The organism is Wolbachia endosymbiont of Wuchereria bancrofti, from assembly GCF_002204235.2.
Taxonomy (GTDB): Bacteria; Pseudomonadota; Alphaproteobacteria; order Rickettsiales; family Anaplasmataceae; genus Wolbachia.
In genome coordinates this window covers 14,409-39,066 of record NZ_NJBR02000028.1, presented here as the reverse complement: position 1 = coordinate 39,066, position 24,658 = coordinate 14,409, and the positions used below count along the sequence as shown (strand labels likewise).

Annotated in this window: 28 protein-coding genes, 3 tRNA genes and 4 pseudogenes; 26 read left to right on the top strand and 9 right to left on the bottom strand. The window is 34.0% G+C overall.

Annotation, left to right across the window (positions count from 1 at the left end):
- Positions 1-103: 103 nt before the first annotated feature.
- From CCY16_RS06090 to CCY16_RS02060, 5 genes and pseudogenes are all read left to right on the top strand, one after another.
- Positions 104-308, top strand: a pseudogene (locus CCY16_RS06090) (IS110 family transposase); the annotation flags it as partial.
- A gap of 194 nt (positions 309-502) precedes the next feature.
- Complete coding sequence (locus CCY16_RS02070) at positions 503-883, top strand: phage major capsid protein (RefSeq protein ID WP_281250496.1); 381 nt, start codon at positions 503-505, stop codon at positions 881-883.
- A gap of 25 nt (positions 884-908) precedes the next feature.
- Positions 909-1,034 carry a phage major capsid protein gene (locus tag CCY16_RS06790; protein ID WP_143696897.1) on the top strand — a complete coding sequence of 42 codons (126 nt, stop codon included), beginning with the start codon at positions 909-911 and terminating at the stop codon, positions 1,032-1,034.
- Positions 1,035-1,375: 341 nt separating this feature from the next.
- Positions 1,376-1,780, top strand: coding sequence for a hypothetical protein (locus CCY16_RS02065; RefSeq protein ID WP_088414575.1), 405 nt, complete (start codon positions 1,376-1,378; stop codon positions 1,778-1,780).
- 30 nt (positions 1,781-1,810) lie between these two features.
- Positions 1,811-3,160, top strand: a complete 1,350-nt coding sequence (locus CCY16_RS02060; protein ID WP_088414573.1) for a DNA recombination protein RmuC — start codon at positions 1,811-1,813, stop codon at positions 3,158-3,160.
- 37 nt (positions 3,161-3,197) lie between these two features.
- Here the strand turns inward: CCY16_RS02060 and CCY16_RS02055 are convergent.
- Positions 3,198-3,272 (bottom strand) — tRNA-Arg (locus tag CCY16_RS02055).
- A 609-nt stretch (positions 3,273-3,881) separates the two neighbouring features.
- On the opposite strand from CCY16_RS02055, the gene CCY16_RS02045 reads away from it, so the two are divergent.
- Positions 3,882-4,211 (top strand): TrbC/VirB2 family protein, encoded by a 330-nt coding sequence (locus CCY16_RS02045; protein WP_088414571.1) that lies wholly within the window; start codon positions 3,882-3,884, stop codon positions 4,209-4,211.
- 959 nt (positions 4,212-5,170) lie between these two features.
- Here CCY16_RS02045 and CCY16_RS06070 read toward each other — a convergent pair.
- The 4 genes and pseudogenes from CCY16_RS06070 to CCY16_RS02030 all read right to left on the bottom strand — a co-directional run bounded on the left by CCY16_RS06070 (position 5,171) and on the right by CCY16_RS02030 (position 9,130).
- Positions 5,171-5,422 carry a ParB/RepB/Spo0J family partition protein gene (locus tag CCY16_RS06070; protein WP_245800718.1) on the bottom strand — a complete coding sequence of 84 codons (252 nt, stop codon included), beginning with the start codon at positions 5,420-5,422 and terminating at the stop codon, positions 5,171-5,173.
- Positions 5,423-5,540: 118 nt separating this feature from the next.
- Positions 5,541-5,732, bottom strand: coding sequence for a ParB N-terminal domain-containing protein (locus tag CCY16_RS06065; protein ID WP_245800717.1), 192 nt, complete (start codon positions 5,730-5,732; stop codon positions 5,541-5,543).
- Positions 5,729-6,531: pseudogene (locus CCY16_RS02035) on the bottom strand (ParA family protein). The gene CCY16_RS06065 and the pseudogene CCY16_RS02035 overlap by 4 nt, the downstream one beginning before the upstream one ends.
- A 118-nt stretch (positions 6,532-6,649) precedes the next feature.
- Positions 6,650-9,130, bottom strand: a complete 2,481-nt coding sequence (locus CCY16_RS02030; protein WP_088414570.1) for a response regulator — start codon at positions 9,128-9,130, stop codon at positions 6,650-6,652.
- Between the two features lie 113 nt (positions 9,131-9,243).
- On the opposite strand from CCY16_RS02030, the gene hemF reads away from it, so the two are divergent.
- From hemF to CCY16_RS02010, 4 genes are all read left to right on the top strand, one after another.
- Positions 9,244-10,068, top strand: coding sequence for an oxygen-dependent coproporphyrinogen oxidase (hemF, locus tag CCY16_RS02025; RefSeq protein WP_088414568.1), 825 nt, complete (start codon positions 9,244-9,246; stop codon positions 10,066-10,068).
- Positions 10,069-11,140: 1,072 nt separating this feature from the next.
- Positions 11,141-11,398 carry a hypothetical protein gene (locus tag CCY16_RS06060; protein WP_245800716.1) on the top strand — a complete coding sequence of 86 codons (258 nt, stop codon included), beginning with the start codon at positions 11,141-11,143 and terminating at the stop codon, positions 11,396-11,398.
- 49 nt (positions 11,399-11,447) lie between these two features.
- Positions 11,448-11,519: transfer RNA gene (locus tag CCY16_RS02015), tRNA-Glu, on the top strand.
- 74 nt (positions 11,520-11,593) lie between these two features.
- Entirely contained in the window at positions 11,594-11,881 is a 288-nt protein-coding gene (locus CCY16_RS02010) for an RsmE family RNA methyltransferase (RefSeq protein ID WP_245800715.1), read from the top strand.
- Positions 11,882-12,223: 342 nt separating this feature from the next.
- Here CCY16_RS02010 and CCY16_RS02005 read toward each other — a convergent pair whose 3' ends face one another.
- From CCY16_RS02005 to atpG, 4 genes are all read right to left on the bottom strand, one after another.
- Complete coding sequence (locus CCY16_RS02005) at positions 12,224-13,450, bottom strand: DEAD/DEAH box helicase (RefSeq protein ID WP_088414566.1); 1,227 nt, start codon at positions 13,448-13,450, stop codon at positions 12,224-12,226.
- Positions 13,451-13,493: 43 nt separating this feature from the next.
- Positions 13,494-13,748 carry a cold-shock protein gene (locus CCY16_RS02000; protein ID WP_011256904.1) on the bottom strand — a complete coding sequence of 85 codons (255 nt, stop codon included), beginning with the start codon at positions 13,746-13,748 and terminating at the stop codon, positions 13,494-13,496.
- 175 nt (positions 13,749-13,923) lie between these two features.
- On the bottom strand, positions 13,924-15,258 hold the full coding sequence (locus CCY16_RS01995; RefSeq protein ID WP_088414565.1) for a TldD/PmbA family protein: 1,335 nt from the start codon (positions 15,256-15,258) through the stop codon (positions 13,924-13,926).
- Positions 15,259-15,275: 17 nt separating this feature from the next.
- On the bottom strand, positions 15,276-16,148 hold the full coding sequence (gene atpG, locus CCY16_RS01990) for an ATP synthase F1 subunit gamma (protein ID WP_088414563.1): 873 nt from the start codon (positions 16,146-16,148) through the stop codon (positions 15,276-15,278).
- A 699-nt stretch (positions 16,149-16,847) separates the two neighbouring features.
- Between atpG and gatB the strand changes: the two genes are divergently transcribed.
- The 16 genes and pseudogenes from gatB to CCY16_RS06050 all read left to right on the top strand — a co-directional run bounded on the left by gatB (position 16,848) and on the right by CCY16_RS06050 (position 24,480).
- Positions 16,848-18,272, top strand: coding sequence for an Asp-tRNA(Asn)/Glu-tRNA(Gln) amidotransferase subunit GatB (gene gatB / locus CCY16_RS01980; protein ID WP_088414561.1), 1,425 nt, complete (start codon positions 16,848-16,850; stop codon positions 18,270-18,272).
- 214 nt (positions 18,273-18,486) lie between these two features.
- Positions 18,487-18,741 (top strand): hypothetical protein, encoded by a 255-nt coding sequence (locus CCY16_RS01975; RefSeq protein ID WP_088414559.1) that lies wholly within the window; start codon positions 18,487-18,489, stop codon positions 18,739-18,741.
- A 101-nt stretch (positions 18,742-18,842) separates the two neighbouring features.
- A complete protein-coding gene (locus CCY16_RS01970) occupies positions 18,843-19,037 on the top strand; it encodes a hypothetical protein (RefSeq protein ID WP_088414557.1) in 195 nt (64 codons plus the stop codon).
- A gap of 87 nt (positions 19,038-19,124) precedes the next feature.
- The gene (locus CCY16_RS05495) at positions 19,125-19,289 is read left to right on the top strand and encodes a hypothetical protein (RefSeq protein ID WP_179946026.1); all 165 of its coding nucleotides are present in this window, start codon (positions 19,125-19,127) and stop codon (positions 19,287-19,289) included.
- Positions 19,290-19,327: 38 nt separating this feature from the next.
- Positions 19,328-19,612, top strand: coding sequence for a hypothetical protein (locus CCY16_RS01965; RefSeq protein ID WP_088414555.1), 285 nt, complete (start codon positions 19,328-19,330; stop codon positions 19,610-19,612).
- Between the two features lie 865 nt (positions 19,613-20,477).
- Positions 20,478-20,735 carry an ankyrin repeat domain-containing protein gene (locus tag CCY16_RS01960; protein WP_179946025.1) on the top strand — a complete coding sequence of 86 codons (258 nt, stop codon included), beginning with the start codon at positions 20,478-20,480 and terminating at the stop codon, positions 20,733-20,735.
- Between the two features lie 69 nt (positions 20,736-20,804).
- Positions 20,805-20,933: pseudogene (locus CCY16_RS06890) on the top strand (hypothetical protein); the annotation flags it as partial.
- Positions 20,934-21,213: 280 nt separating this feature from the next.
- A pseudogene (locus tag CCY16_RS01950) lies at positions 21,214-21,384 on the top strand (ankyrin repeat domain-containing protein); the annotation flags it as partial.
- A complete protein-coding gene (locus CCY16_RS06885) occupies positions 21,365-21,613 on the top strand; it encodes an ankyrin repeat domain-containing protein (protein WP_088414583.1) in 249 nt (82 codons plus the stop codon). The pseudogene CCY16_RS01950 and the gene CCY16_RS06885, both read left to right, overlap by 20 nt.
- 18 nt (positions 21,614-21,631) lie before the next feature.
- Positions 21,632-21,745, top strand: coding sequence for an ankyrin repeat domain-containing protein (locus CCY16_RS06880; protein ID WP_088414581.1), 114 nt, complete (start codon positions 21,632-21,634; stop codon positions 21,743-21,745).
- A gap of 128 nt (positions 21,746-21,873) precedes the next feature.
- Positions 21,874-22,176 carry a 50S ribosomal protein L21 gene (gene rplU / locus CCY16_RS01935; RefSeq protein ID WP_088414548.1) on the top strand — a complete coding sequence of 101 codons (303 nt, stop codon included), beginning with the start codon at positions 21,874-21,876 and terminating at the stop codon, positions 22,174-22,176.
- A 10-nt stretch (positions 22,177-22,186) separates the two neighbouring features.
- On the top strand, positions 22,187-22,444 hold the full coding sequence (gene rpmA, locus CCY16_RS01930) for a 50S ribosomal protein L27 (protein WP_088414546.1): 258 nt from the start codon (positions 22,187-22,189) through the stop codon (positions 22,442-22,444).
- Between the two features lie 21 nt (positions 22,445-22,465).
- A tRNA-Ile gene (locus CCY16_RS01925) sits at positions 22,466-22,542 on the top strand.
- A 60-nt stretch (positions 22,543-22,602) separates the two neighbouring features.
- On the top strand, positions 22,603-23,775 hold the full coding sequence (gene metK, locus CCY16_RS01920) for a methionine adenosyltransferase (RefSeq protein ID WP_088414544.1): 1,173 nt from the start codon (positions 22,603-22,605) through the stop codon (positions 23,773-23,775).
- A 214-nt stretch (positions 23,776-23,989) separates the two neighbouring features.
- Positions 23,990-24,067 carry a hypothetical protein gene (locus tag CCY16_RS06055; protein ID WP_245800719.1) on the top strand — a complete coding sequence of 26 codons (78 nt, stop codon included), beginning with the start codon at positions 23,990-23,992 and terminating at the stop codon, positions 24,065-24,067.
- A gap of 173 nt (positions 24,068-24,240) precedes the next feature.
- A complete protein-coding gene (locus CCY16_RS06050; RefSeq protein WP_245800714.1) occupies positions 24,241-24,480 on the top strand; it encodes a hypothetical protein in 240 nt (79 codons plus the stop codon).
- Positions 24,481-24,658 lie beyond the last annotated feature (178 nt).

Sequence of the window (24,658 nt, the reverse complement as noted above, 5' to 3'; positions counted from 1 at the left end):
CTCCTTCTCGCTCCGCAATAAAACAACTCTGCAATGTCACTTATTTGACCTATTAACAATGAGAATTGGTATAAGGAAAGGTAATAAAACTGTTAGTTAACTAAGGATTATAGGTAGTAGAAGTAATGTTTGTTCAAGGCTCTTTATATCAGCTATGGCTGCTGCAAAGTCGTACTTGGTAATCTTATTTTAAGCTTATTGAAAGTGGTAAGAAGAAGATGATGGACATAACAGCTCTAATGCATAAAATTATAGTAGTTGCTAATGTAAGACTTAAAGCAACATTAATTTACACAGCAGTGGCTTAAGCAGTAATTGTTGCAGTAGCTGTTTGACATAAAGTTCTACTCCTATGGCGAGTGGGTTTTTATTACTTGCATGATTGGGTAAAGTTGTAAAATTATATCAATGGAAAAAAAACATAATTAATCACAAAAGCTACTTGATGATACATTTGTTGATGTTGAAAGTTGGTTAGTTGAAAAAATTACTGAGATTTTCGGTGCGAAAGAAAACAAAGCTTTCATTAAGGTTGATGGCACTTTCCAACCCAAAAGGAATCTTATCTTATGAAGATGGAAATAGTTACAACAAGGTGGAGCAAGTTGAAGCTGAGAAATTGGATGGTAATGCAATAATGAAATCGTGTTATTCTCTAAATGAGTACTATTCCAAAATAGCATCATTTTTAATGAACAGAAGTACACTAAAGGATGTTAGGCTACTTAAGCCTCAAACATGTCAATATCTTTGGCAACCAAGTTTATCGTTTGAAGCTCTGGATACTTTAATGGAAATAGTAGTATATCAATCCGTTGATATGCCGCCTGTACCAGACAATCAGCTACCGATAATTGTAGTGGCAGATTTTAAACAGGCTTAAAAATTGTAGATAGTGAGGAATAAGAATGTTAAGGAACCCTTATACGGATGAACCCTATGTGAGATTTTCTGTCACTAAACGTGTCAGTGGGAAAGTTGTGAACACCAGTGCTATTAAATTATTAAAGATTGCAAGTTCAAGCAAGTATTAAAAACATTTTCTAAAATAGTTGACATGTTATATCTTATATATAATAACTAAGTTAATTTATTATTAATTTAAGGAATGAATATGTGGAAAAGCATAAAAAAGTTTTTTAAGTAGATTGTTAATTATACAGAAATTTCATGGACTTTAGGAAAATTTTTATCAGTTTGGAAGTCTAGTAATAAAACAAACCAAACAAGCAGTATTAAGATAGCTCAAGAACCTACAAGCTTGCCTGAAAGTTATTGATGATAAATACGATTGGATGTAGAACATAATAACTATCAAATACTTTGAGAAGTATATAAAAACAAGGATAATAATGTTATTTGTGATGAGTTCCATTTGAATCTTGAAGGAGAGAAACAGCTATATGCCACAGGTCGTTGTGACTCAAAAATAGAAATGGAGAATGGTTATGTACATCTGTCCATGAATTCAGTTGGAACTCAAGATGGCAGTACAATTTATGGTGATAATGAACCAGAAAGAATAAAAGAACTGTTAGGTTTTAGCGATGTAATAAAAGAATTCAATATATACGCTAAATATCCAATTGCGCCTGAAGCTGCAAGTTCTGAACTTAAAGTTCCTGCAAATGGCAACACACCAAGTTCAAAACTGATAGTCCTGCAGCAACACCAGTTGTTGGCAGTGGTCCATCTATTGGTCAACAGTCATGAACTTCAAAAAGGAGCACACTTTCAAGTGCTCCTTTTTTTCTTTTCCATATACATAAAAATTAGATAGTATTGTGAGTACGATTTTTTTTGTATTCTGATGCTTTTCAATTCTATCGCTTTTGGCCTCTCTTTATTATTGCTTCTCTACATCATTATAAGAAAGAATAAAAAACTGAGCAGAGAAAGAATAAAATCGGCAAATCTTGAGGGTAATTTATTTAAGTTGGAGCGCGAGTTTCAAGAAATAAAACAGATCTTGCAGGGTAAGGACAAAGAAATAGTAGATTTAAAAGTGAGCAATGCAGAACTTGAAGTAACTCTGCAAAAAGAACGTGAGGAGAAGAAAAAGGAAATAGAATTACTAGCAAAGGCTGAGGAGAGACTAACAAACACCTTTAAAGCACTTTCTCTTGATGCTTTGCAGACAAATAGCAATAATTTTCTGAACTTGGCGAAGGAAGTAATCGATAGTAAATTAAAAGAGACAGAAAGTAATTTCAAAAAAAGACAAGTAACGATTAACGAAGTTGTAACTCCGATAAAAGAAAAACTGGAAAAATTTGATAGTGAAATACGCGAACTGGAAAAAGAGAGAGTGGGAGCTTATGAAGGTTTAAAAGAGCAAATTGGAGCATTAATGAACCAAACTTCTAGCCTTGCTAATGCTTTAGGGAAGCCTCATATTAGAGGGAAATGGGGTGAAATACAGCTAAGAAGAGTGGTAGAAATGGCAGGGATGGTTGAATATTGCGATTTTTTTACCCATCCATCAGTGATTGATAAAAATAAGGATAATTTACTGCGTCCTGATTTAATAATCAAAATGCCATCTGGAAAGCAAATAATAATAGATGCTAAAGTGCCGCTCGATTCTTATCTTGATGCTGTATCACAAAGTGACTTGCGGATACAAAAGGAGAAATTAAAGGATCATTCCTTGGCAATAAAAAAGCATATAAATGATCTGGGTAGAAAAGAGTATTGGAATCAATTTGAAAATACACCAGAACTTGTGGTTCTTTTTCTCACAGGAGAAGGGGTTTTCAGTGCAGCACTAGAGTATGAGCCTGCTTTGATAGAGATTGGAGTAGAAAAAAAAGTGATTATTGCAACACCAATCACTTTAATCGCTCTACTTAGGGCAATAGCATACGGGTGGAAGCAAGAAATGATAGCTGAAAGTGCAAAAAAAATCAGTGAGCTAGGCCACATTTTATATGAGCGAATCTGTACAATGGGTGAAAACTTTGATAATTTACGCAGGAGCTTAAAGAGTGCCGTTGATCATTATAATAAAACTGCTGGTTCACTTGAAGCAAGGGTGTTTCCTGCTGCCCGAGAATTCAATAAACTTGGTATATATACAAAAAACAAAGAATTGAACGTTGCAAAGGAACTAGAGTCTTTGCCACGCGGTTTGCATACCAAGGAATTGAGGGTGAATTAGATCTCACTCATATTTTCTGTATCTGTATTGATACTTGTGCACCCTGAGCGACTTGAACGCCCGACCTTTTGATCCGTAGTCAAATGCTCTAATCCAACTGAGCTAAGGGTGCATTTCATAAAATTAACTTTAACAGATTCTATAGCTTGATTCAATTAATTTGGTTAAATAAAATGAAGCGTTGCACGCCAAAATTAAATTGATAATGTGATCAATCTACTAACTTCTTACCTTTACTAAAATTTAATGAATGTAAGAGAAAATCTAGTATAAAAATTATTGGAGGTATAGTGAAAAAATTCTTTTGTTTATAGCTCTCATTTTCTCCTTTGCTTTTGACACGAATGCATGACGTGCATTTCTCCTGCTGTACCAAAGGATGAAACATCAACAGTAATATGTAAAAAGTAGTAGACTGTACTCACAACATAGGTGGACCGATTGTAACAATAGTAATAATAGGTGCAACATTGCTTGCAGTATTTGATAGAATGCCGTAGCCAGCTCTTTTTGCACTTGGTACATTTACTGCCATGTTTTTCAGAGCTCCTACAGCTGTAAAGGCAATAAAACCAAATGCAATGGCATGTAAATAGAGACTTCTAAGTTCTGCAAATTAAAGACAGGCCGAAAAAAAGTTTTGGCAAGTAATATTTCTAGTGTCATTTACTTAAATTTAATTGAAGTAAAGTAGGATAAAGTAAAAAATATTGGATATGTAATGAAAAAATTTTTTCTACTTGTTGCTTTAACCCTCTTCTTTGCATTTAATGCAGGTGCTCCTCCTTCTACTAATAATTTTGTTGATACAAATGATACAACATCAATAGTGATATGCAAGATAATAGGCTATGCCCATGGCATAGGTGGACCGATGATAACAATAGTAATAATAGGTGCAGCTTTGCTTGCAATATTTGGTAGAATGCCGTGGCCAGCTCTTTTTGCACTCGGTGCATTTACTGCTGTGTTTTTTGGTGCTCCTATAGTTGTTTCAAAAATAATGCCAAACGCTGGTGTGACTTGCGAAAATGGTAATGTAAAGCCATAGAAACTATTAGAGGCACAAAATGTAGTGCAGCAGGACAATATTCCTAATGATTGAGACAGTAGGGTAAAAAATAGTACTTCTTTTAAGCACTATTTTTGTTACATCATAAACCTCTATTGAGGTTTCTTTCACTTTGAAAATAGCAGATTCAGCCACTTTCATTGTTTATGGTGTTTCCATAAAAATAGATGATATACAGATAAAATTTCTGGATTTCAGTGCTAAGTAGTGGAATTATACTATTTATTGTATTTTACAAAAATAAATTATTTTTACAGAGCTACTTGGCTTCATGAATTACAACTGGCTATAAATATTAAGAAATTTACCAAATAAAAAAAAGGCAAAAGATTCCCTGTTAGCTAGTTATTTACTATCTATTTTATAATGTTGGCGTTTTTTAATGTTTTTTAGCGCTTAATAGGCACAATTCATGACATTAGGCAAACAGCTCTACTATAGAAAAATTCAGAAAGAATACAACAAAAGTACTATAGGAATTAAGTACAGACACTAAAAAATATACCCCTCTAGACTTTGACTTCCGATAGGCTTTAAATTATGAAACAACTTTATTATTGATAATAATAAAACTGGCAAAGTTTATCAAGTATTTTTTGCACTTCTATAAACTTACTTGGATGACATCAACAATTGTATTCTATATTATATTTTGCTCTGCTTCAAGTTTTCTATTCAAAATTTTTAGTGTTAAATCTAATTCATTTGGATTATTATATCATAACTTTCCCCTTGGAATTATTATTATTAATTTTGATCTTTAAACCAAGCTCTGAGAAGATATAGCGTCCTCTACTACTGCTATGTCTTGGTTTTAAGTGTATTTTCGTTCTTTTTGGCTGCTATTTCAATGCAAGTCTTTTATCAATTTTTTAGTTTATCTAACACTCAAACTCTGAGAAACTATTTTTTCTGTGATACTTCCTGCATTTTCAACATTAGTTAGCGCTCTCGCATAACCCATAGATAACTTTTTCGTTGATCATCATTTTCACACTGTCGGGAAGCGACAACATCCTAGTCATATTGGTTATATAGCTGCGGCTTTTGCCTGTGGCTAGAGCTAGTTCTTCATGTGTGTAGAAAAATTTACCTATTAGTTTTATATGATCACCTTCTTCTATAAGGTTAATATCTTGCCTCTGTATGTTCTTAATAATGGATACTTCCAAGCATTCTTTATCACTCAAATCTTTTACAATAACCGAAGCGCTATCGAGATTTGCAATCTTGCCTGCTCACCAACAACATTTCCCAGCTATTATTTCATAGCTATCTTTAATTTGAACCTTTACGTACCACGATAAGCTATATTGTGCCATTTTCCTCTATTGAACTTGCAGGTTCTTTCAATAATTCTTCATCAAAGTATTTTCTTGGCTGAAACTTGCTTGGGTGCAGTAATGAAATGGATAAATATTCTTGTCGGTCTTCTTTATTGTCATAATTGTCACCTGTAAGACCAGCAAGACTTCTGCCCAAGCTTCTTTCATCCTTCATGCTGTATTCTCACTTACCAGCTTCTTTTCTTTACAGCTGCTAGCATGCTTTTTCAAATTTCCTTTGCTAAACCTATATATGCTTACGCACCAGAACATTTAAGATCATACACAATGGCTAGCTTCTCTTGAGAAGGTGCTTCTGACAGTCTTACATTGCATAGAATGATAGTCTCATACAATGGAATAATAGTTTTTTATACACCTTATCATTTAGGTACTGATAAATGTCATTTTTAATCTGTTCTCTAAGTTTGTTACGTCTGTTATACATTGTTAGCAAGATTCCTTCTATGTCAGAAGAGGGTTTAGGCTATTTCTTTTTATTAGCTCTACAGTTTTAACTAAATGACTTAGCATCTCCAAAGCAAAAATTCACACTGAAGAGGAACAATAATAGAATTAGCAACCGTCAAAGCATTGATAGTAAGTAAGCCAAGTGATGGAGGGCAATCAATAATTGTGTACTCATAATCATCGCATATTTTCTCTAATGCATTCTTTAGCACAAACTTTCCCCGTTCAAGTTGTAATAATTCAATTTCTGCAGCTGGTAAATCAACTACTGAAGAAATTAGCGATGAATTTGGAATTTCCTTTATATTGAAAATTACTGATCTTATGAGTTTATTTTCGCTACTTAGTAATATTTTATATATATTTTTCTCTTCTCTACTACGATAAGAAATTCGCTAACTAGTGTTAGCATTTCCTTAAGGATCAAAATCTACCAATAAAGTACTTTTTCCTATAGCAGCAAAAGCTGTTGATAAATTTATACTAGTTATAGTTTTACCCACTCCACCCTTTTAATTTACTATTGTAATAACCTTGCTCACGTCCTTTATCTTATGTGTAAAACAACTCTATTATATATGCTAAAAACTTTTGCATTAGAAAATTTTTTTGTGCCTAAAATTAAACTGCTTTTTTTGCTTTATGTAGTACACTTTGAACTTTATTTCCTAATTCACTTAGAGTAAATGGCTTTGGTAAAAAGTGAAAATCTTCTATATTAATGTTATCGTTTTTCAAAAACGCATCTTCTGCGTATCCAGAAATAAAAATAACGTTGATATCCGGCCTGTGAATTAGAGCTTCTTTAACTATCTCTGGACCGCTGACTTCTGGCATTATTACATCGGTGATTATTAGATCTATATGTTGATTTTTTTTACTTATTATTTCTAACGCTTTGCTGCCCATACTAGCTTCTATTACATCAAATCCTTTTCTTTTTAGTGCCTTGGTAGTGAACTCCCTTACTGAATCTTCGTCTTCAATTAATAAAATTATACCATTATCTTTCACTTCATTTACTACTGGTTTCTCTATTTCTTCACTACCTTTCTCTCTATGATTCTCATCTGATATGTAAACCATAGGCAAAAATATGCTAAATTTAGTTCCACGATTTACTTCACTGGCAACATAGATATACCCCTCAGTTTGTTTAATAATACCATATACAGTAGAGAGACCAAGACCTGTACCAGAGGTAATATCTTTGGTAGAGAAAAATGGATCAAATACTTTTTCAACTGTATCACTCACCATACCACATCCCGTATCAATTACTTCAATCATAACATAATTTCCATGTTCAATCGCTTCCTTGTCTGGAGAAAACATACCCTGAGGTGTAGAATTTAATGAATCAATCTTTTTATTAAAAGTTCGTATAGTTAGCTCTCCTCCTTTTTCCATAGCAGCGCTAGCATTAACTGCTAAGTTAAGTATAACTTGCTCTAATTGTCCTTGGTCAGCCCTAACCATACCTAAATCTCTACCATAATAAGTAGTGAATTTTATGTTTTCACCTATTAATCTTTTTATCATTTCACAAAGATTAGCTATTGTACTATTTACATCGATAATCTTTGGTTGCATAGTTTGCCTTCTTGAAAAAGCAAGTAATTGCTTAACTAAATTTGATCCACGTTTTGCATTTTGCTGTATTTGTATTATATCTCTGAAAGATGGATCGCCAGCTGAATGCTGGAGTAAAAGCAAATCACAAAATCCTATTATTCCAGTTAGTATATTGTTGAAATCATGTGCAATACCACCTGCTAATTGACCTATGGCTTGCATTTTTTGATAATGTTCAAGCTTTATCTCCAGGTTTTTGTGCTCAGTATTATCAACAAAATAACAAAGTATAAACATCATTCTATTATGAAGAAACTTATTGAAATATATTTTCATGTTATCATTGTTATTGAGCTGCACATCAAAGGACGCATTATTTATTCTGTTACTCGAGAAATATTCACGTATTTTCATGTGATAGTCATCAGATATCAGTGTAAATATTGAGCTATTATCTGGCCCTGCAAGCTTTATTAGCGCTGTATTTTTCTTTATAAAACTACCATTTACATCACATTGTGCAATAGCAATTGATGAATTTGCAAAACAAGGGTGTAATTGGTAATCAATAACATTTGATTCAACTGGTGTAATAAGGCCATATATATAGCTATGATGATGTTTATCGCAAAACATAGCAGTGCTCATATAAGCCTTAAATGGAACACCATTTACAGTAAAAAACAAAATGTTATTATCAGTTGCTACATTGTTATACTTAGATTGAAATATGAAATCATTAATTGAACTGCCTTTTTCAAGTTTTTTCAATTCAAACATGTCTAAAAACCTTTTATTTACAGATAAAATTATCCCCTTAGTATTTGCAATATAAGTTCCTATATTATGCTTTTCTATTAATTCTTCGTATACCTGTTCTTTGTTCATTTGTGTCGCTTTCAATACGAAATACCCATGTGGTCTTGCTATTGGTGCTAATGATAAGTTTAAGATCTTATTACTGTTTATAGCAATTTGGGGATTATCTGGTATTGATTCACAAAGCAAAAGAAAGCTAGATATTCTACTTTTCTTGCTTAAGACAATGCGCACCTGTACAGAGGAGTTATTCTTTAGCGCGTGATATAATGCTTTTTTGTCTTTTTCTGAAATATCCCCTACTTCAAGAATCTTGCCTAGTGTAACATCATTATCTATGTAATCTTTAAATCTTTCGTAGAACCTCGCATCAGCATAAACGACATCTTCATTTTTGTGTAAAATAAGACAAAATTCTGTATTATGATTTAGTGCATTTGCAAATATTGCATTTTGAAATTCTATGATATTAAGCAAGTATCTGTAATGTTTTACATTATATACTATAAAGAGAGTCACTAGAGTGCTAACCAATAAATTAATCTCTATATTAGTGTGCTGATCATATATATCAAAAAAGTAGAGTACTGATATTGCTATTGAAGGTAAGAACATAATAACTGCCATAATGATAACTGACATTCCATGGTTCCTCAATATGAAGTCAACCCTGTTCTCTTTCTTGCTATCTATGTATCTTTTACTCATTGTGCATATAAAAGTATTTCATTATATTTGTTTAATTATTATAGATTTATTAACATCTTTGATAGGTAGTTATCATTTAAATCTCTTGAAATTGGTACTAGTGGCAAAATATTATGAAAGAACAAAAAATACAAGCTTTCGAATGGTTCCGTGCACTAAGAGACAGAGTTGTTGAGTCTTTCTTGTTAATTGAAGGGCAGTCACCCACAGATCCGAGAATCGAAAAGAGAAAATGGGATCGTCCAGGTGGAGGAGGTGGGGAATCTACAATCATCTATGGTGACATCTTTGAAAAAGTTGGAGTAAACGTTTCAAAGGTATATGGAAAATTTGCAGATTCAGTTGTGAATGAAATTCCTGGCGCAAGTGAAAGTAATGGAGAGTTTTGGGCAAGTGGTATATCTTTAGTGTCTCACATGCAATCTCCCCTTGTTCCTGCAGCACATATGAACACAAGGTTGATATATACATCAAAACAGTGGTTCGGTGGGGGAATGGACTTTACTCCAACATATAAAAACGAGGGAGATTATAAGTACATTCATGAGTCAATCAAAACAACATGTGATAAATTTGACGCTGAATACTATCCAAAATTCAAGGAGCAGTGTGATAACTACTTTTTCTTACAACATAGAAAAGAGCCACGTGGTATTGGTGGAATCTTTTACGATAATCTTAATTCCGGTAGATGGGAAAATGACTTTGAGTTTACGAAAGCAGTAGGTGAAACCTTTTTGAAAATTTATTTACATATTGTACGTCAACATATGCGCAAGCCTTGGACAAAAGAACAACGAGAGACCCAATTAATAAAACGCGGTAGGTATGTAGAATTCAATCTGTTGTATGACCGTGGTACAAAGTTTGGTTTAATGACGGATGGTAATCCAGATGCAATTATGATGTCAATGCCACCTCTTGTTAAGTGGATGTAGAAAGCTGCTGGAAGTAAAGGGCTGCTATTAATACAAGATAAATCGTCATAGTTTAAAATTGCACAATGATAGTGAGTCTTTGTAGAAGAGTACAATCATGGACATAATAAACAATTTTTTAATTAGATCTGCTAGAAATAGTAACATAAAAATTGTTAAACTAGCTTTAAGCCTTCATAAGGTAACAAATAATCTTAGAAAAAACTCTTTTCGAAAGTCAATCCTTTAGCAATGCAGGATTATTTAGCATAAATACAGTCAAGTTTTAAACCGTACTTTAGAGTACGCAGTAAAAAATTTTGATTATGACGTAATGGAATTGCTTATTAACTCTGGCGCTAATGTTAATGCAATAGGCAACAATGATATTAGAAATATAAATTTATAAATATGTAAAGAGCTCTTACTTATGAGCAAGAGGCTATATCTGTACAAGCTAAGGAATACCTCAAAAACTATAGAGAAAAATGTTGTTTGATGCTTGGTAAATTAATAATGCATGGGTGCAATGCCTAAAAGTGACAAAGAAAGGGGAAATATATTGAAGATTTCGAAGAAAGAGAGATTTTGATAAATTTAAAAAAGTCGTGAAGTTGAAGCTCAAGGCTAACTCAGTTAGTAATGTGATACTACCTAAAAACCTGAGAACTTTTGAGTACAAGCCAAAGAGCACTGGCTATGATATTTTGCTTTTGAAATAGCCCATTTATGCTGAGGTATATAACTCTAAGGTTAGTAATTCATTAGAGAAGGATGATTATTTGAACGCATCAAGAGAGTCTATTTATGCTGAAGTATATGATCCATATAAAATCTACTGAAAATTTGTCACTGGAAGACAACGGTTATTTTAGTATATTAGGAGAACCTACTTATTGCATTGTAGATGATCTTTTAGAGCAAAAAAGCCTGCTAGCTTAAAACAGAAGGAGCTAGGACAGTTATCAGAACCTATTTATGCTGAAGTAGATTTGTTCAAAAAAGGGCGGAGAGAAAAGCAAGAGATGTAAAAACTAATTCAGAGACTTACCATGGGCTAGTGCAAGATAAAGTAAACAAATGGCAAGAGTGAATGAAACTAAACGAACAAAGCCCTGATAGACTAATAAATCAGCAACAGACTAGTAATCGAAGAATTGAGACTAGAGCTGTCTTTGATGTAAAAGAAATAAAACAAAAGTATGAAGGCGGGGATTCAGGTTATGATTCTAGCTATGAATCTGATACAAAAGTTGAACAATTAAGAATAAAACCTAAAACTCCTAACTCTAAAGTAAATTCGGTGAATATTGAATGTGGAATAGAAAAAGGTGTTTGTGCTTTAAAATAATTGAATTGACTTCGTACGCATAATTAATATAACTTAGTTAATTAACATTGACTCTTTCGTCTAGTGGTTAGGACATCACCCTTTCACGGTGGTAACACGGGTTCAAATCCCGTAAGAGTCATTCAAGGAGCTAAGTGTGGGTCAATCTTCAGCTTGCAAATGGTAGTCTTTCTGGTAGACTAACCTTCAATAGAAGTGTATTGTGCTATAGTAAAAAATACTACTCTAAGCAATGTAATAATACAAGCCACTGAAATGGGGGCAACATGTATTCAATTCATTTTAACGGAACATACAGTGGTAAAGAATATTAATCTGAATAGAGGAAAATTACAGGCAATCGAAACTGCAGAACAATGTTGCAGAATAAGTGTACCAGAGGTTTTGCCTCCTGTTAATTTCCATGATTTACCTGACTCTCGAATAGAAGTTTTGTCTTGTGTGATAAAGCAGGGTGGGGAAAATCTTCCAATGAAGTTCTAAAAAACAAAAAGAATGTTGCTATTATTGTTGATCATGAAGATGGTTTTTCACATGATGAACTTAACCTTGCTGATAAATTTTATTAGAAATTAAGTTTAGGAAAAAGAATTTTAATAGTAGACACTGCCATAGTTGCTGTACCAGCTTTCGCCGGTGCGAGTTATAAAATTGCATTGAGCAATAGTTAATAGATTTATAGAAAAAGCCACTGAGTTTTGATTTATCTCCTTGAACTCTTCTTTAGTGACAAAGTATCTAGCAGGTGAATTTATGGTCCCTCAATTTTCTAAAGCATTTTTTTTACTCTGAGATTTTTTAAGAATGGAAAAGATGGTTGATATATTAATATATTTTCTTTAGTACTGTGCTTTTCTTTTTAAAAGTACTAATCTTTTTTCTACCATACTTAATTTTTAGTGCACTTGGCCTTCTAGAAACCTTTTTACTGCTACGTTTCTTAAACTGCACATTACAACCAAAATTTAGCTCTCCTTTTTTATCTGTCAGTGCAGGCAGCCTTTTTTTATCCTGAGATGTAATAAAGGATAGTGTGTACCCTTCAGCTCCAGCGCGTGCAGTTCTACCTGTGCGGTGAATATAGTCGGCTTGCGATTCCGGTGCATCGTAATTGATAACATGTTGGATATGAGGAATATCAAGACCTCGAGAAGCAACATTTGTTGCAACCATAATTTGATTGTGACCACGACGAAAAGAATTAATAACCCTCTCGCGCTTGCACTGCTTCAAGTCACCATGAATTGCCAAAGCACTATGGTTATCCTTGCGTAATTTGTAAGCTAGTTGATCTGCTCTTTGCTTTGTCCTAACAAAAACAATGATCGATCCTTTACGCTGATATAATTGTGTAACAAGCTTTCCATACTTTTCTGACTCTGATGCATAAATAATTTCTTGCTTGATTTTTACAGAAGTTGTTGCTTCATTCTCAACAGAAACACGTGCTGGCTGGTTCGAGTACTTCTCAGCAAGCTTAACTATATCACCAGGAAGAGTTGCAGAAAACATAAGGGTTTGCCGCATTTTTGGGAGATATTTCATAATCCCTTCAATTTGAATTCCAAAACCCATATCAAACATACGATCCGCTTCATCAAGTACAAGAGTACTGACATTGCTAGTAATCAAAGTTTTACGCTCAATATGATCTATAATACGGCCAGGAGTACCTATTACAATTCGTGGCCTTCTCTGAAGCTGATTTAGCTGCCTGAAAATGGGCTCACCACCAATCAATAAGACGATCTTTAGCACGGAGTTTTTAAACAAAAGCTTCCCTATTTCATTTGTTACCTGCTGCGCAAGCTCTCTGGTTGGTACAATAACCAAAGCTGTACTAGCGTTAGGCTCACCTAATAACTTAGCAATTAATGGAATAGCAAACGCCAAAGTTTTTCCAGTTCCCGTTTGGGCAGATCCAAGAATATCTTTACCCTTTAGAGCTAGGGGAATTGCCTGTGCTTGAACTGGAGTTGGAACAAAAAAACTATTTTTATCTAGAGCTTGCCCAAGCAATAGTGGAAGACCCATTTCGTAAAAGCTGTTCACAATATACCAGCTTTACTAAAAACTTTTATCATCAAAATGCGAATTAATCTTCTAATAACTTCAAATTTATTGCAAATTTTTTTCCTTCTCCATTCCTACCACGCTCCTCTTTGAGCTCATAGCTTACTCTTTCTCCTTTTATTCCCTTTTCCTTGTTTTCTCCTCTGAGTGAATCAGGTCTTATTCCTGAACGTTCTAGCGTACTGATATGTACAAAAATATCATTGCCATTAGCTTCTGGCTTAATAAAGCCATAACCTTTTTCAGCATTAAACCACTTTATATTACCGAATTCCATTGAAACAACTCCTAAAATTATTAACTAACACTACTAATGTGGTGAAAAACTTTGAAATTAAAATTGAAGATGCTTGAAGCTCAGTTATTGAAACTAAACTTCCATATTCCATAGTCTATCCTTAACATTATATGACCATAATACATAATTGTTATACTTGATGCAACTAAATTTTCTAATTGTTAAGCGAGCCTGCAACTGTCATTTCACTAACTTTAATCGTTGGTGAATTAAATTGCCCACAGAAGGTTAAATCGTCCGCAACGACTAAGTTGCTAAACATGTCTTTTAAATTGCTGGCAACAGTAATCTCGTGTATTGGATACGTTATTTTACCGTTTTCTATAAAAAATCCTGATGCACCTTGACTATAATCACCATTAATTAAATTAACACCAAAACTAAATAAATCAGTTATATATACTCCCTCTTTCACTTCCCCAATTAATTCTTTAAGTGATATATTACCATTTTCGATGTAGAAGTTACTAGCTGCAGGAATGATTGCAGCATTACTCGTACGAGTTGCATTTCCAGTTGTTTCCAAGTTTAACTTTTTAGCCGAGTATAGATCCAGAATCCAATTTTGTAGTACTCCGTTTTTTACAAACGTATTTTTCCTGCTAATTATTCCTTCTCCATCAAATGGTCTTGATTCTATGCCCCTTGGTAATAATGGGTCATCAATAATGTTGATTCTATTGTTGAAAACATGAGTATTTAAACTATTTCTCAAGAAAGAGCTGTCATTTGCAATGCTGCTAGCATTTATAGCAGAAGCAAAACTTCTTACTAGCTCTTTTGCTGCTCTTTTTTCAAAAATAACTGGAAATTTACCAGTTTTAATTGTGCGTGAATTCAATTGATCAATTGCCCTTTTTGCTGCTTCTTTCCCTATTAACTCTGGCGATTTTAAATCGCCAAAGTTACATGCTATATCGTAGTCATAGCCAATCTTCATCTCATTTCCCTCTCCAGCGACAACAGAAACCTGATTAGCAAAAGTTGATTTACTAAATGAGCCGATAAAACCAGAAACAGTAGATAATACTGTATTTACTAAAACATGTGAAGAAGAGGCTCCTTCAGAATTAATAATATTTTTATGCGCAAGAGCTGAGTTTTCTGCAACTTCGACAATTTCTTTTAGATTATCAATAGTTACAACATTATTATCTAAGATACCTAAACCTGTAGAGTAGGTACAATTATCTCTATCTATAGCAAAATTAATGTAAGGGTCCTCTTGTGCATTCTTTGCCATTTCTACTACTTTGCTTACCATGTCACTAAGATTATTTAAATCGTTTGTAGAAATATACGCAGCTTTGGTTTTACCTGCTATGGCTCTAATTCCTATAGTGCAATTTTTAGATTGTGATATTTGTTCAATTTTTGATAGACGTTGAGAAACGAAGATTTTGTTAGTTTCATATATTGCAACCTCTGCGTCTTGGTTTTGCTTTTTTATTAGTTTAATTATGTCTGCTGCGATATTTAATATATTCATTTTTATCCCTGGGGTTTCTATAAAGATCCTGCACCACCTATCACTTCGATCAAGTCAGTCGTAATCGCTGCTTGACGAGAACAATTGTAAAGCAATGCCAACTTATTCAGCATTTCCTTAGTGTTTCTATTCGCCAATTCCATAGCAACCATTCTAGCACTATTCTCACTCGCTGCACTTTCAAGTAAAGCAGAGTAAAGGGCAGTTACAACATAATTTTGAATCAAAGATCGTAAAATAAATTCAGTATTTTGTGGTTCATATTTATAGCTGTAATCTATTGTTGAATTGGTCAGAGAGTCATCAATCAAAGATGAGCTTTTACTCCATGGTTTTATCGTTTCCAATATTGGCTTCTGTGTGAAGGTATTGTAAAATTTATTATAAAAAACTTTAATCTTATCATATTTACTGAGATCCATACTACCAACTAAAGCTTCTACACGCTTTAGCGTGATCCCCTTACTGTTTTCAATTTTTAAAATGCTTTTAGAGTCGAATCTATTTTTACCTATATCAAAAGCTTTTTTACCAAGAAATACAATATCTACTCTTTTGCTACTCGCAATCAATTTATTTACATGCTCTTGGCTAGATTTTGCAATAGAGGAATTAAAACTGCCGCACAAGCCACGATCAGATGCAATGATAAACACTAGATAAGAATCGTTATCGCCAGTGGTGAAGATTTTTGCCAGTAATTCCTGGTCAGCGGATGACATTATTGAAGAAATAATGTCATGCAGCTTGGATATATACAGTTTTGAATTTGATAACTTTTTTTGGCTCTGTAATAACTTTGCTGCAGAAACCATTTGCATTATCTTCGTAGTTTTCTGTACAGACCTGATGTTCTTAATTCTTAAGGATAATTCCTTTAAGCTCTTCATTTTATATACAACTCTGATTTATTAAAAGTATATAATTATTCATGTCAAAAAGCAAGTTGTTTTGATGTGAGGAGATATAGGGCTTTCATATTTCTCTTTATTTTTTAGTAAGGCCTAACAGTTGCTGGTATACTGTTAGAAGAATAGTGTCATCCCAGCGTCCCTTTTCTGTCATCTAAGTACCCCGATACTTGGATCCAACATGCTGGAATGGTAATCTCTCATCATACTTCGCGGTATTTTTAGATCCTGCTGCAAGGTAACGGTAGTTATAAATTATTAAGAAATTTAATAAATAAAAAAAAGCAAAGGATATACCGTAGTAGGTGGTGTTTACTCTCTAATCCTGCGATTGACATATTATACTGTCTTAAACGCTTTATAAGCGAGTTTCAGCTTATATAGGTAAAAACCTAGAAATGTTATGAAGATGTAAGGTGCATATAGTGTAAAAAATTAAACGTAAGACGTCAATTATGTAATACTTTGTCATTTTAATCTGCACAGATTGAAGATAACTAAATACCTTTAGTGCTATGGGGGCTGGTGAGATTTGTTAAGTAGTTTTTTGTATTTTTAGTACACACTGTGCTTAAACATTAGGTTAAAAAGTTAAGATGAAATATAAAAACGTGAGTTTTGTTTTGACTTGTTGTGCTAATTTTGCAGAATATTAAGATTATCATTTGAATCAAATACATGACAAAAGGGGATTGGGAAGCGGTAATTGGGCTTGAGGTGCACGCTCAAGTTTCTTCTAAGACAAAGCTATTTTCTAGCTCATCGACTGAGTTTGGTGCTGAACACAACACTCAAGTTTCTCTGGTTGATGCAGCAATGCCAGGTACACTACCAATACTGAACTACTACTCTATAGAACAGACAATACGCACTGGTCTTGCACTTTCTGCGGAGATTAACAAGAGTTCTTACTTTGATCGGAAAAATTATTTTTACCCTGATTTACCGCAAGGTTATCAAATAACTCAGTTTTTTGAGCCAATAGTTAAAAATGGTAGAATATTTATCAATAATAATGAAAAAGAAATAAGGATCGCGAGAATTCATCTAGAGCAAGATGCAGGAAAAAGCGTTCATGAAGAGAGCAAAACTTATGTAGATTTAAATCGTGCAGGGGTTGCTTTAATGGAAATTGTCTCGGAGCCTGATCTTCGTTCACCTGAGGAAGCTGCGGAATTCATGAAAAAGTTGAGGCAGATTTTGCGTTACATTGGCTCGTGCGATGGTGATATGGAAAAGGGGTCGCTTCGTTGTGATGTAAATGTTTCTGTTCGCCCAAAAGGCAGTAGTACATTCGGCACCCGCTGCGAGATAAAAAACCTAAACTCAATATGTTATATTGTGCAAGCTATAGATTATGAAATACAAAGGCAAATTGAAATCTTGGAAAGTGGCGAGAAAATAAGTCAAGATACCTTGTTGTTTGATGTTTCTTTAGGAAAAACAAAAGTAGTGCGAAACAAAGAGGATGCGAGTGATTATAGGTATTTTCCTGAACCTGATTTACTGCCTGTTGAGATAAGCCAGGATGAAATCGATTCTATTAGATCATCTTTGCCAGAGTTGCCAGATCAAAAAAAGCTACGATACATTAGAGAATTAAGTATCAACAAATACGATGCTGATGTCATCACTTCTGATAAGGCAATTGCTAACTATTTTGAGGAATTGATAAAAAAGCACGATTCAAAACTTGCTGTTACTTGGCTAACTGTAGAGCTTTTCGGTCATTTGAATAAAGCAGGTATTGATATTGTGAGCTCCCCAGTTAAAGCAAATGCCTTATCCGAACTCTTGGATTTTATCGTTGATGGAACGATCTCTGCTAAGCTTGGCAAGCAAGTTTTGGATATTATGTTTGAAACTGGCAAGCCAGCATCTTTGATCATAAAAGAGCAGGACCTGAAGCAAATAACCGATAAAGGTCAAATATCAGAAATTATCGACAAAATCATCAATGACAACCAAGATAAGGTTCAAGAATACAAAAATGGTAAAACAAAACTATACGGATTCTTTGTTGGCGAAGTCATGAAATTTACCAAAGGAAAAGCTAGCCCTGATGTCGTGAACTTGGTTTTGAGTGAAAAATTGAGCAGTTAGTTGCACCTTTTTATTTGCATTGGCAGTACATCTTATAGATATTCTCAGATCTATACTATGGTATATGCGTTTCATGACATATAGATTTATTACTTTTTTACCATTTATAGGTACTATTTGTAAAATAGTGTGAGGTTGGGGAGTACCTGAAAAATTATCCTACTCAGTGGTTAAACATATCTTTTCTAATATTATGTATCAAGCGAGATAGCTAATGCTGTTTCCTAGACGTGCAGTAGATAGAGAGTATTCTTTTTTCCTATTCGCAGAGGAAAAGTTAGCTAAGGGCTTCAATAATATTGTTCTTCGTTATGAACAAGACGGAAGAATAGCACATAAGCTCATACAAATCAAGCACAGAAAGGATAGGAACAAAAAGATCAGAATAGGTGAATTACTAGCGCAGGGAAAGGGTGGTACGTTTGGTTTAGTGAAACTATCTCATTGCTTATTTAAAGATCAGAAGTAAATGGAGAATTTGGGGGTGAAATAGAAGATTTTGTCATTATTACAACACTAATTTTGTTCCACGGATTTAGATTACTGTGTCCAGTAAGAAAGCTGAGAATAATGTCAAGTGGGAAGAATAAAGGAAAGGAAATTTCAGTTATAAGAGTAGATGCACAAAATGAGCTTCTGGATGTAGATAGTGGTGTAAGATATAAATTTGATAGTAGTATTAATCTCATACTTGCAGAAAATAAGGGTTTTATAAAGTGTAAGGTGGGTAGAGAAATCAGCAATAAGGAAATAGAAGGCTTTTAAAATAGATTAGTATTTGCAGTCGATTTGCCAAGCGGAACTGAGCTGAGTGAGATTATTATAAGGGTGAGCTGAGCAAGGAGTTCAGCAATGCTGATGCTAAGCACTTTTGCAGCGGGTTATCAGGAAGAAGTACTGACTTTGATGGAAAAAGAAAAAGAAGAGTTTCTATCACACGAGCAAGCAAAAGCTCTTCTTGAAAAAATAAGAGGAGAAGTCTTAAGAACACCTATTTGGCATAATGTAATGAATTAAATGCTGTGCGTTGTGGATTTCAAAAAAGTGCGAAGCAGGTGGTTGTTATTAAAGATCCAAGTGGGGTAGATAAAACTGAATTTGTCAAGAAATATGCTCACAACTATAAGGAATGTTACGATGGCAATGTTATATTTATAGATTCTAAGGATCCTAAAAGGATAAAAGAGTCTTTCTTGGATCTAGCTAGAGATAAAAGACTAGGATTTTCTGCTACAGATGAACGTAGAAGCACAAAGGCGATAAAAAATGTTGTTGAAAAGATATATACTTTTTTTATAGGAAGAATGAGCCTGTTTGTTTTTGGTAATGCTAGAGAATAAAGGATATTAGTAAATTTTACCACCTTTTTGTGTTCACAGCGTCCTAATTGGAGAAAGCCTTATGTTTTCATTACTTCCTGCAGTGAAAAGTGGAAAATAGTAAAACAGCAGAAGAGATAGAGGAAATATGGTTAGATAAATTCGAGGAAACAGAGGTTTTATAATTTGTTGAGAGAGTCCTAGATGTAGAGAGTGACTTTTGCGATGGGAGAGAAAAAAGATTAAACTAGAAAAGTCTTTTCCATTAGCTTTGGGACTAACGGTTGCATATATTTAAAATGAAGATGAGCAGCCCGAATTAAAGAAGTTCAGTGGTTATTTTGAAAAATATAAGCAGCAAAGAAAGAAGTCATTTGAAGAAACAGAAATGGTTGTTTGCAAGAAGAAGAAATTACAAAAGTGACATTAATCATATCCGGGAAGTTAACAATATGGAATATTACACGTAATAAGATAGAGAGCAACAGAGGACATGGAAAGTAAACTACAGAAGTTTGTGATATCATGGCTTATTTTGCTCATGATAAGGTTTATATAGAAGAAATTTTTCCAGATTAATGGTAGATGATAAAGAAAAGCTATGGGGGTGCTGTTGGGCTACTTGATAAAATACTAAATGATTGATTTTTAGAAGCGGGAGTGGCAAATATTCACGAGCTAGTGCAGGGGATAACTAGATTAGAACTACAAAAGGCAGGCAAAGAAGAAAATTTTTAAGAAGAGCTCTAGAATTGATAAATAATGGTAGAATAGTAAACAGTACAAGCCATGTTACATCTGTTTAGGGATATGCAAGCGACCATAATAGGCTGATTGGTGTTTTTTACTTTAACTCATCTTGTATACATAGAGAATCGGTTTTTATGTGAAGAAAAGCACTCCTTTACACTTGCTTGCTGAAAGTGATGACTGTAAAAGCAATAAGGCTATACTAACCCATATAGAGAGGCGTTACCCGGGTAAAATAGGAAAAATTGTTAATGCTGAGAACAATTGTGGTCAAACACCATTACGCATCTCTGCTGGAAATGGAAAATTGAATATGGTAGAATGGTTGGTTAGCAAAGGTGCTCATGTTAATGCTAAAAGAAGTCTGGAGTCCACTGCAAATGGCTACTGGTAATGAAGAGTTAGGTATTATTAAGTACCTACTTGACAAAGGCGCTGGGATTGACACAAAAATAAATATGGTTGCACTGCTTTGCATGAGGCTGCTCATAGCAGGAAACTGAATGTTGTGAAATATTTGGTGAACAACGGTGCTAACATCAACGATAATGCTGTGGAACTATTTCCTATGGTACTCTGTTACATTTTGTAATATATAGTAAAAAACCAGATATAGTAATAAAGTACCGGTCAGTAAGGGTGCTGACATTAATGCTCAAAATAAATATGGCTGAACTCCACTGTATTATGCTGTTGAGAGTAGAAAACTGAAGATAGTAGAGTGCTCTTATTAGCAAATGCGTTGGTATTAGCATAAAGAATAGGTATAATGGTACTCCATTGCATGTTGCTGCTTATAGTGGAAGTTAGATATGGTTCAATATCTTATCAGCAGAGGTGCTGGATTGGCCGCTTAAAATAAATATGGTAGTACTTTATTACACTCTGCTGCTCAAAATAATAACGTGGATACAATAGAATACTTTGTTGAAAAGAGTGCTGACGTTAATGTTAAAAACAAAAAGGGCAGTACTCCTTTACACATAGCTGCATTATGTGGAAGCTTTAGAATAATGGAATGCCCTGATCAACAAAGGTGCTGATGCTAGAGACAGAGGTAATCAGACTCCATTACACTTTGCTATTGAGAGTGAAAAACTAAAAGTAGTAAAATGTTTTATAGAAAAAGGTACTAATGTAAAAGACAAGTGCAACAAAACTTCGCTACATCGTACTACCAGAAATGGAAACATCGAAGTAACAAAATATCTCATTAAAAAAGGTGCCGATGTTAATGCTAAGGATAAGGATGGTAACGCTCCATTGCACTAGGCTGTTATAAGATAGAGGATTGACATAGCAAAAATACTACTAAAACACAACGTAGACGTTAACGCTAAAAGTAATGAAGGTAGGACAATATTGTATTATGCTGCTGAATGCAATAACCAAGAACTTGTGTAGTTGCTTTTAGCTCATGATGCAGTTTCTGTAACTACTGAAAGTATTTGATATAGCTTGAGAGGATTTGTCTTGACATTATATATGATGTCCTTTACAATTAAAGTTAACAGTGAAAGTGTATATTTGTTATGTTTGCGGTGATTGAAACAGGTGGAAAGCAGTATTTAGTAAAAGAAGGTAGTGTAATAAAAGTAGAAAAATTAGAAGCTGAGGAAGGAAAGGAGGTAGAGATCGATAAGGCAGTTTGCCTTTCAGACAACGGTTTATCTTATTTAACTGATGCTACTGTTAAGGCTGAAGTGCTTGAGCAATGCAGAGGAGAGAAAATTATAATTTTTAAAAAGAAGAGAAGAAAAAATTACCGTAGGAAAACTGGTCATAGGCAGTATATAACTGTTCTTCGTATCAATGAAATTAATCTTCAAAAATAATGGGTAAGATATGGCAACTAAAAAATCAGGTGGTGGCTCCTGTAATGGTAGAGATTCCGCAGGTCGTAGGTTAGGAATAAAAAAGAACGGAAAAGTTATTCCTGGTAACATAATTGTCCGTCAAAGGGGTACAAAGTTTCATCCTGGAAAAAATGTTGGTATGGGTAAAGATCATACAATTTTTGCTAAAGTGGAAGGCTGGATTAGGTTTAGAAAGTCAGTAAATAAAAAGACTTTTATTGATATTGTACCTGTAGATAATGTATAAGCTTCAGCTTGAATAAATCAGGGGTCTGTAGCTCAGGTGGTTAGAGCACACGTCTGATAAGCGTGAGGTCGGAAGTTCAACTCTTCCCAGGCCCACCATTTGATGGTTGCTAGCTAGATTTTTTATAATAACTTTTATTATATAAGCAAATCTGAAGCATGAGTTTACGTAAAAATTTAATAACCAGTGAGTCGGTTGCAGCTGGTCATCCAGATAAAGTAGCGGATCAAATTTCGGATGCAATACTTGATGAATACCTTTTAACTGATCCTTTTTCACGAACTGCGATAGAGACTTTAGTTACCAAAGATAATGTTATTATAGCCGGGGAAGTATTTGGGCCTAACGTTGCAAATAGCACAATTGAAAATGTTGTAAGGAATACAATAAAAGATATTGGTTACGAGCACGATGGTTTCCACTGGGGAAAAGTCGAAGTAAATGTATTACTGCATGAACAATCAAACGACATTGCTATAGGGGTGGATCAAGGCGCTGGAGATCAGGGCATAATGTATGGCTATGCAACAATAGAAACAGAAAGCCTTATGCCAGCACCCATTTTTTATGCGCACTCTATTCTGAAAAACGTCATGAGTGTGGTTAAGGAAGCAAAACTTGGTCCGGATGCAAAGTCGCAAATTACTTTGGCGTATGAGAGTAATCTTCCAGTACGTGCTGAAAGTATTGTCGTTTCAATACAGCATCCTGAAGATCTGGATCAATTAAAAGTAAAAGAAATAATTTACCCTTACGTAGTTTCGTCTTTACCTAAAGGGTGGATGTGTACCGAGGAAAATTTCTTTGTCAATCCAACTGGTAGGTTTGTTATCGGTGGACCGGTTAGTGATTGTGGATTAACCGGACGAAAGATTATGGTTGATACTTATGGAGGTTATATTCCACATGGTGGGGGAGCATTTTCTGGAAAAGATGCAACAAAGGTTGATAGATCTGCAGCTTATATGGCAAGATACCTTGCTAAAAATATTGTTTTTGCAAATTTAGCCAAGCGCTGTCTTGTGCAGCTCTCTTATGCAATTGGTGTGTCAAAGCCTACCTCATTTTACATTGATACATTTGGTACAAATACGGTAGATGAAGAAAGAATTAAAAAGCTTATTGAGAGTAATATAGATTTGTCAACCAGGGGTATTATTAAACATTTATCACTTAGTCGTCCTATATATAAACGTACAGCCTGTTATGGACACTTTGGTAAAGAATCAGGAGAGGATGATGGATTTTCTTGGGAAAACTTGAACTTATCTCTTGATCTTTCTAGAGAATTTAGTGTGCAAAGTAATAGGAAAATTTCTTTAGATTGCTAAAATTTTTAATTTATAGTTCAATACTAGTATGCTAACTTATTATTAAAGTGAAATTAGCTTTTCATAATAATTATACTACATTAATAGCAATTTTTATATTTATGAAGCTCACAAAATGTATAACAGAACAGGAAGGAGAATTCTACGATATAGCTATAAGAGAATCATCTGGTCTTATTGAAAAGGTAGAGAACATCCTTTTAATATTGAATTAATGAACAGTACGCTAGATTATGAAAAGTTTAAATTTTATCTTCAGCAGGGTTTTTTATATGTAACAGATTATACTTGAGTTTTACTGGTTATTGCAGCTAAAGCTAATAATATTGAAATAATGGATAAATTAACTGATATAGCTATTGGAACATTTGCTACACGAGATTATTATAAGGAACATTTGCAGATTGTGATTTATCCGACAACCACAAAAAGTCAAAATCTTGTTCTGCCCTTACTGAATTCTTCATGTACGTTACATATCATAATTTTATTGCCGAAGGTTTAGCAGCATCTTACCCATGCTTCTGTATATATCAAATAGTTGTTCATTACATTGTGAGAGGTAACACCACTACTGGTAATAAATATCAGAAGCGGATAGATTTTTTTAACACTAACATGGCAAGTAGTATGATTGACGATGTAACTGAAGTTATGAACAATCTATATAAGAAATCCGGCAATGATGAACGAAAGAATATATAGGAGTTCTTTCGTAATGGATTAAAACTTTAGCTGGTATTCTAGGATGAGATGTATTATTCTAGTATCTCATAATGGGGAAATGTTGGAGTGAATTATCTATATTAACTTAATCTTGTTGTACTGTAATATTTAGTGATATAATTAGGAGCTGTTGTGGGTCAAACCCCTTAAGGGATAT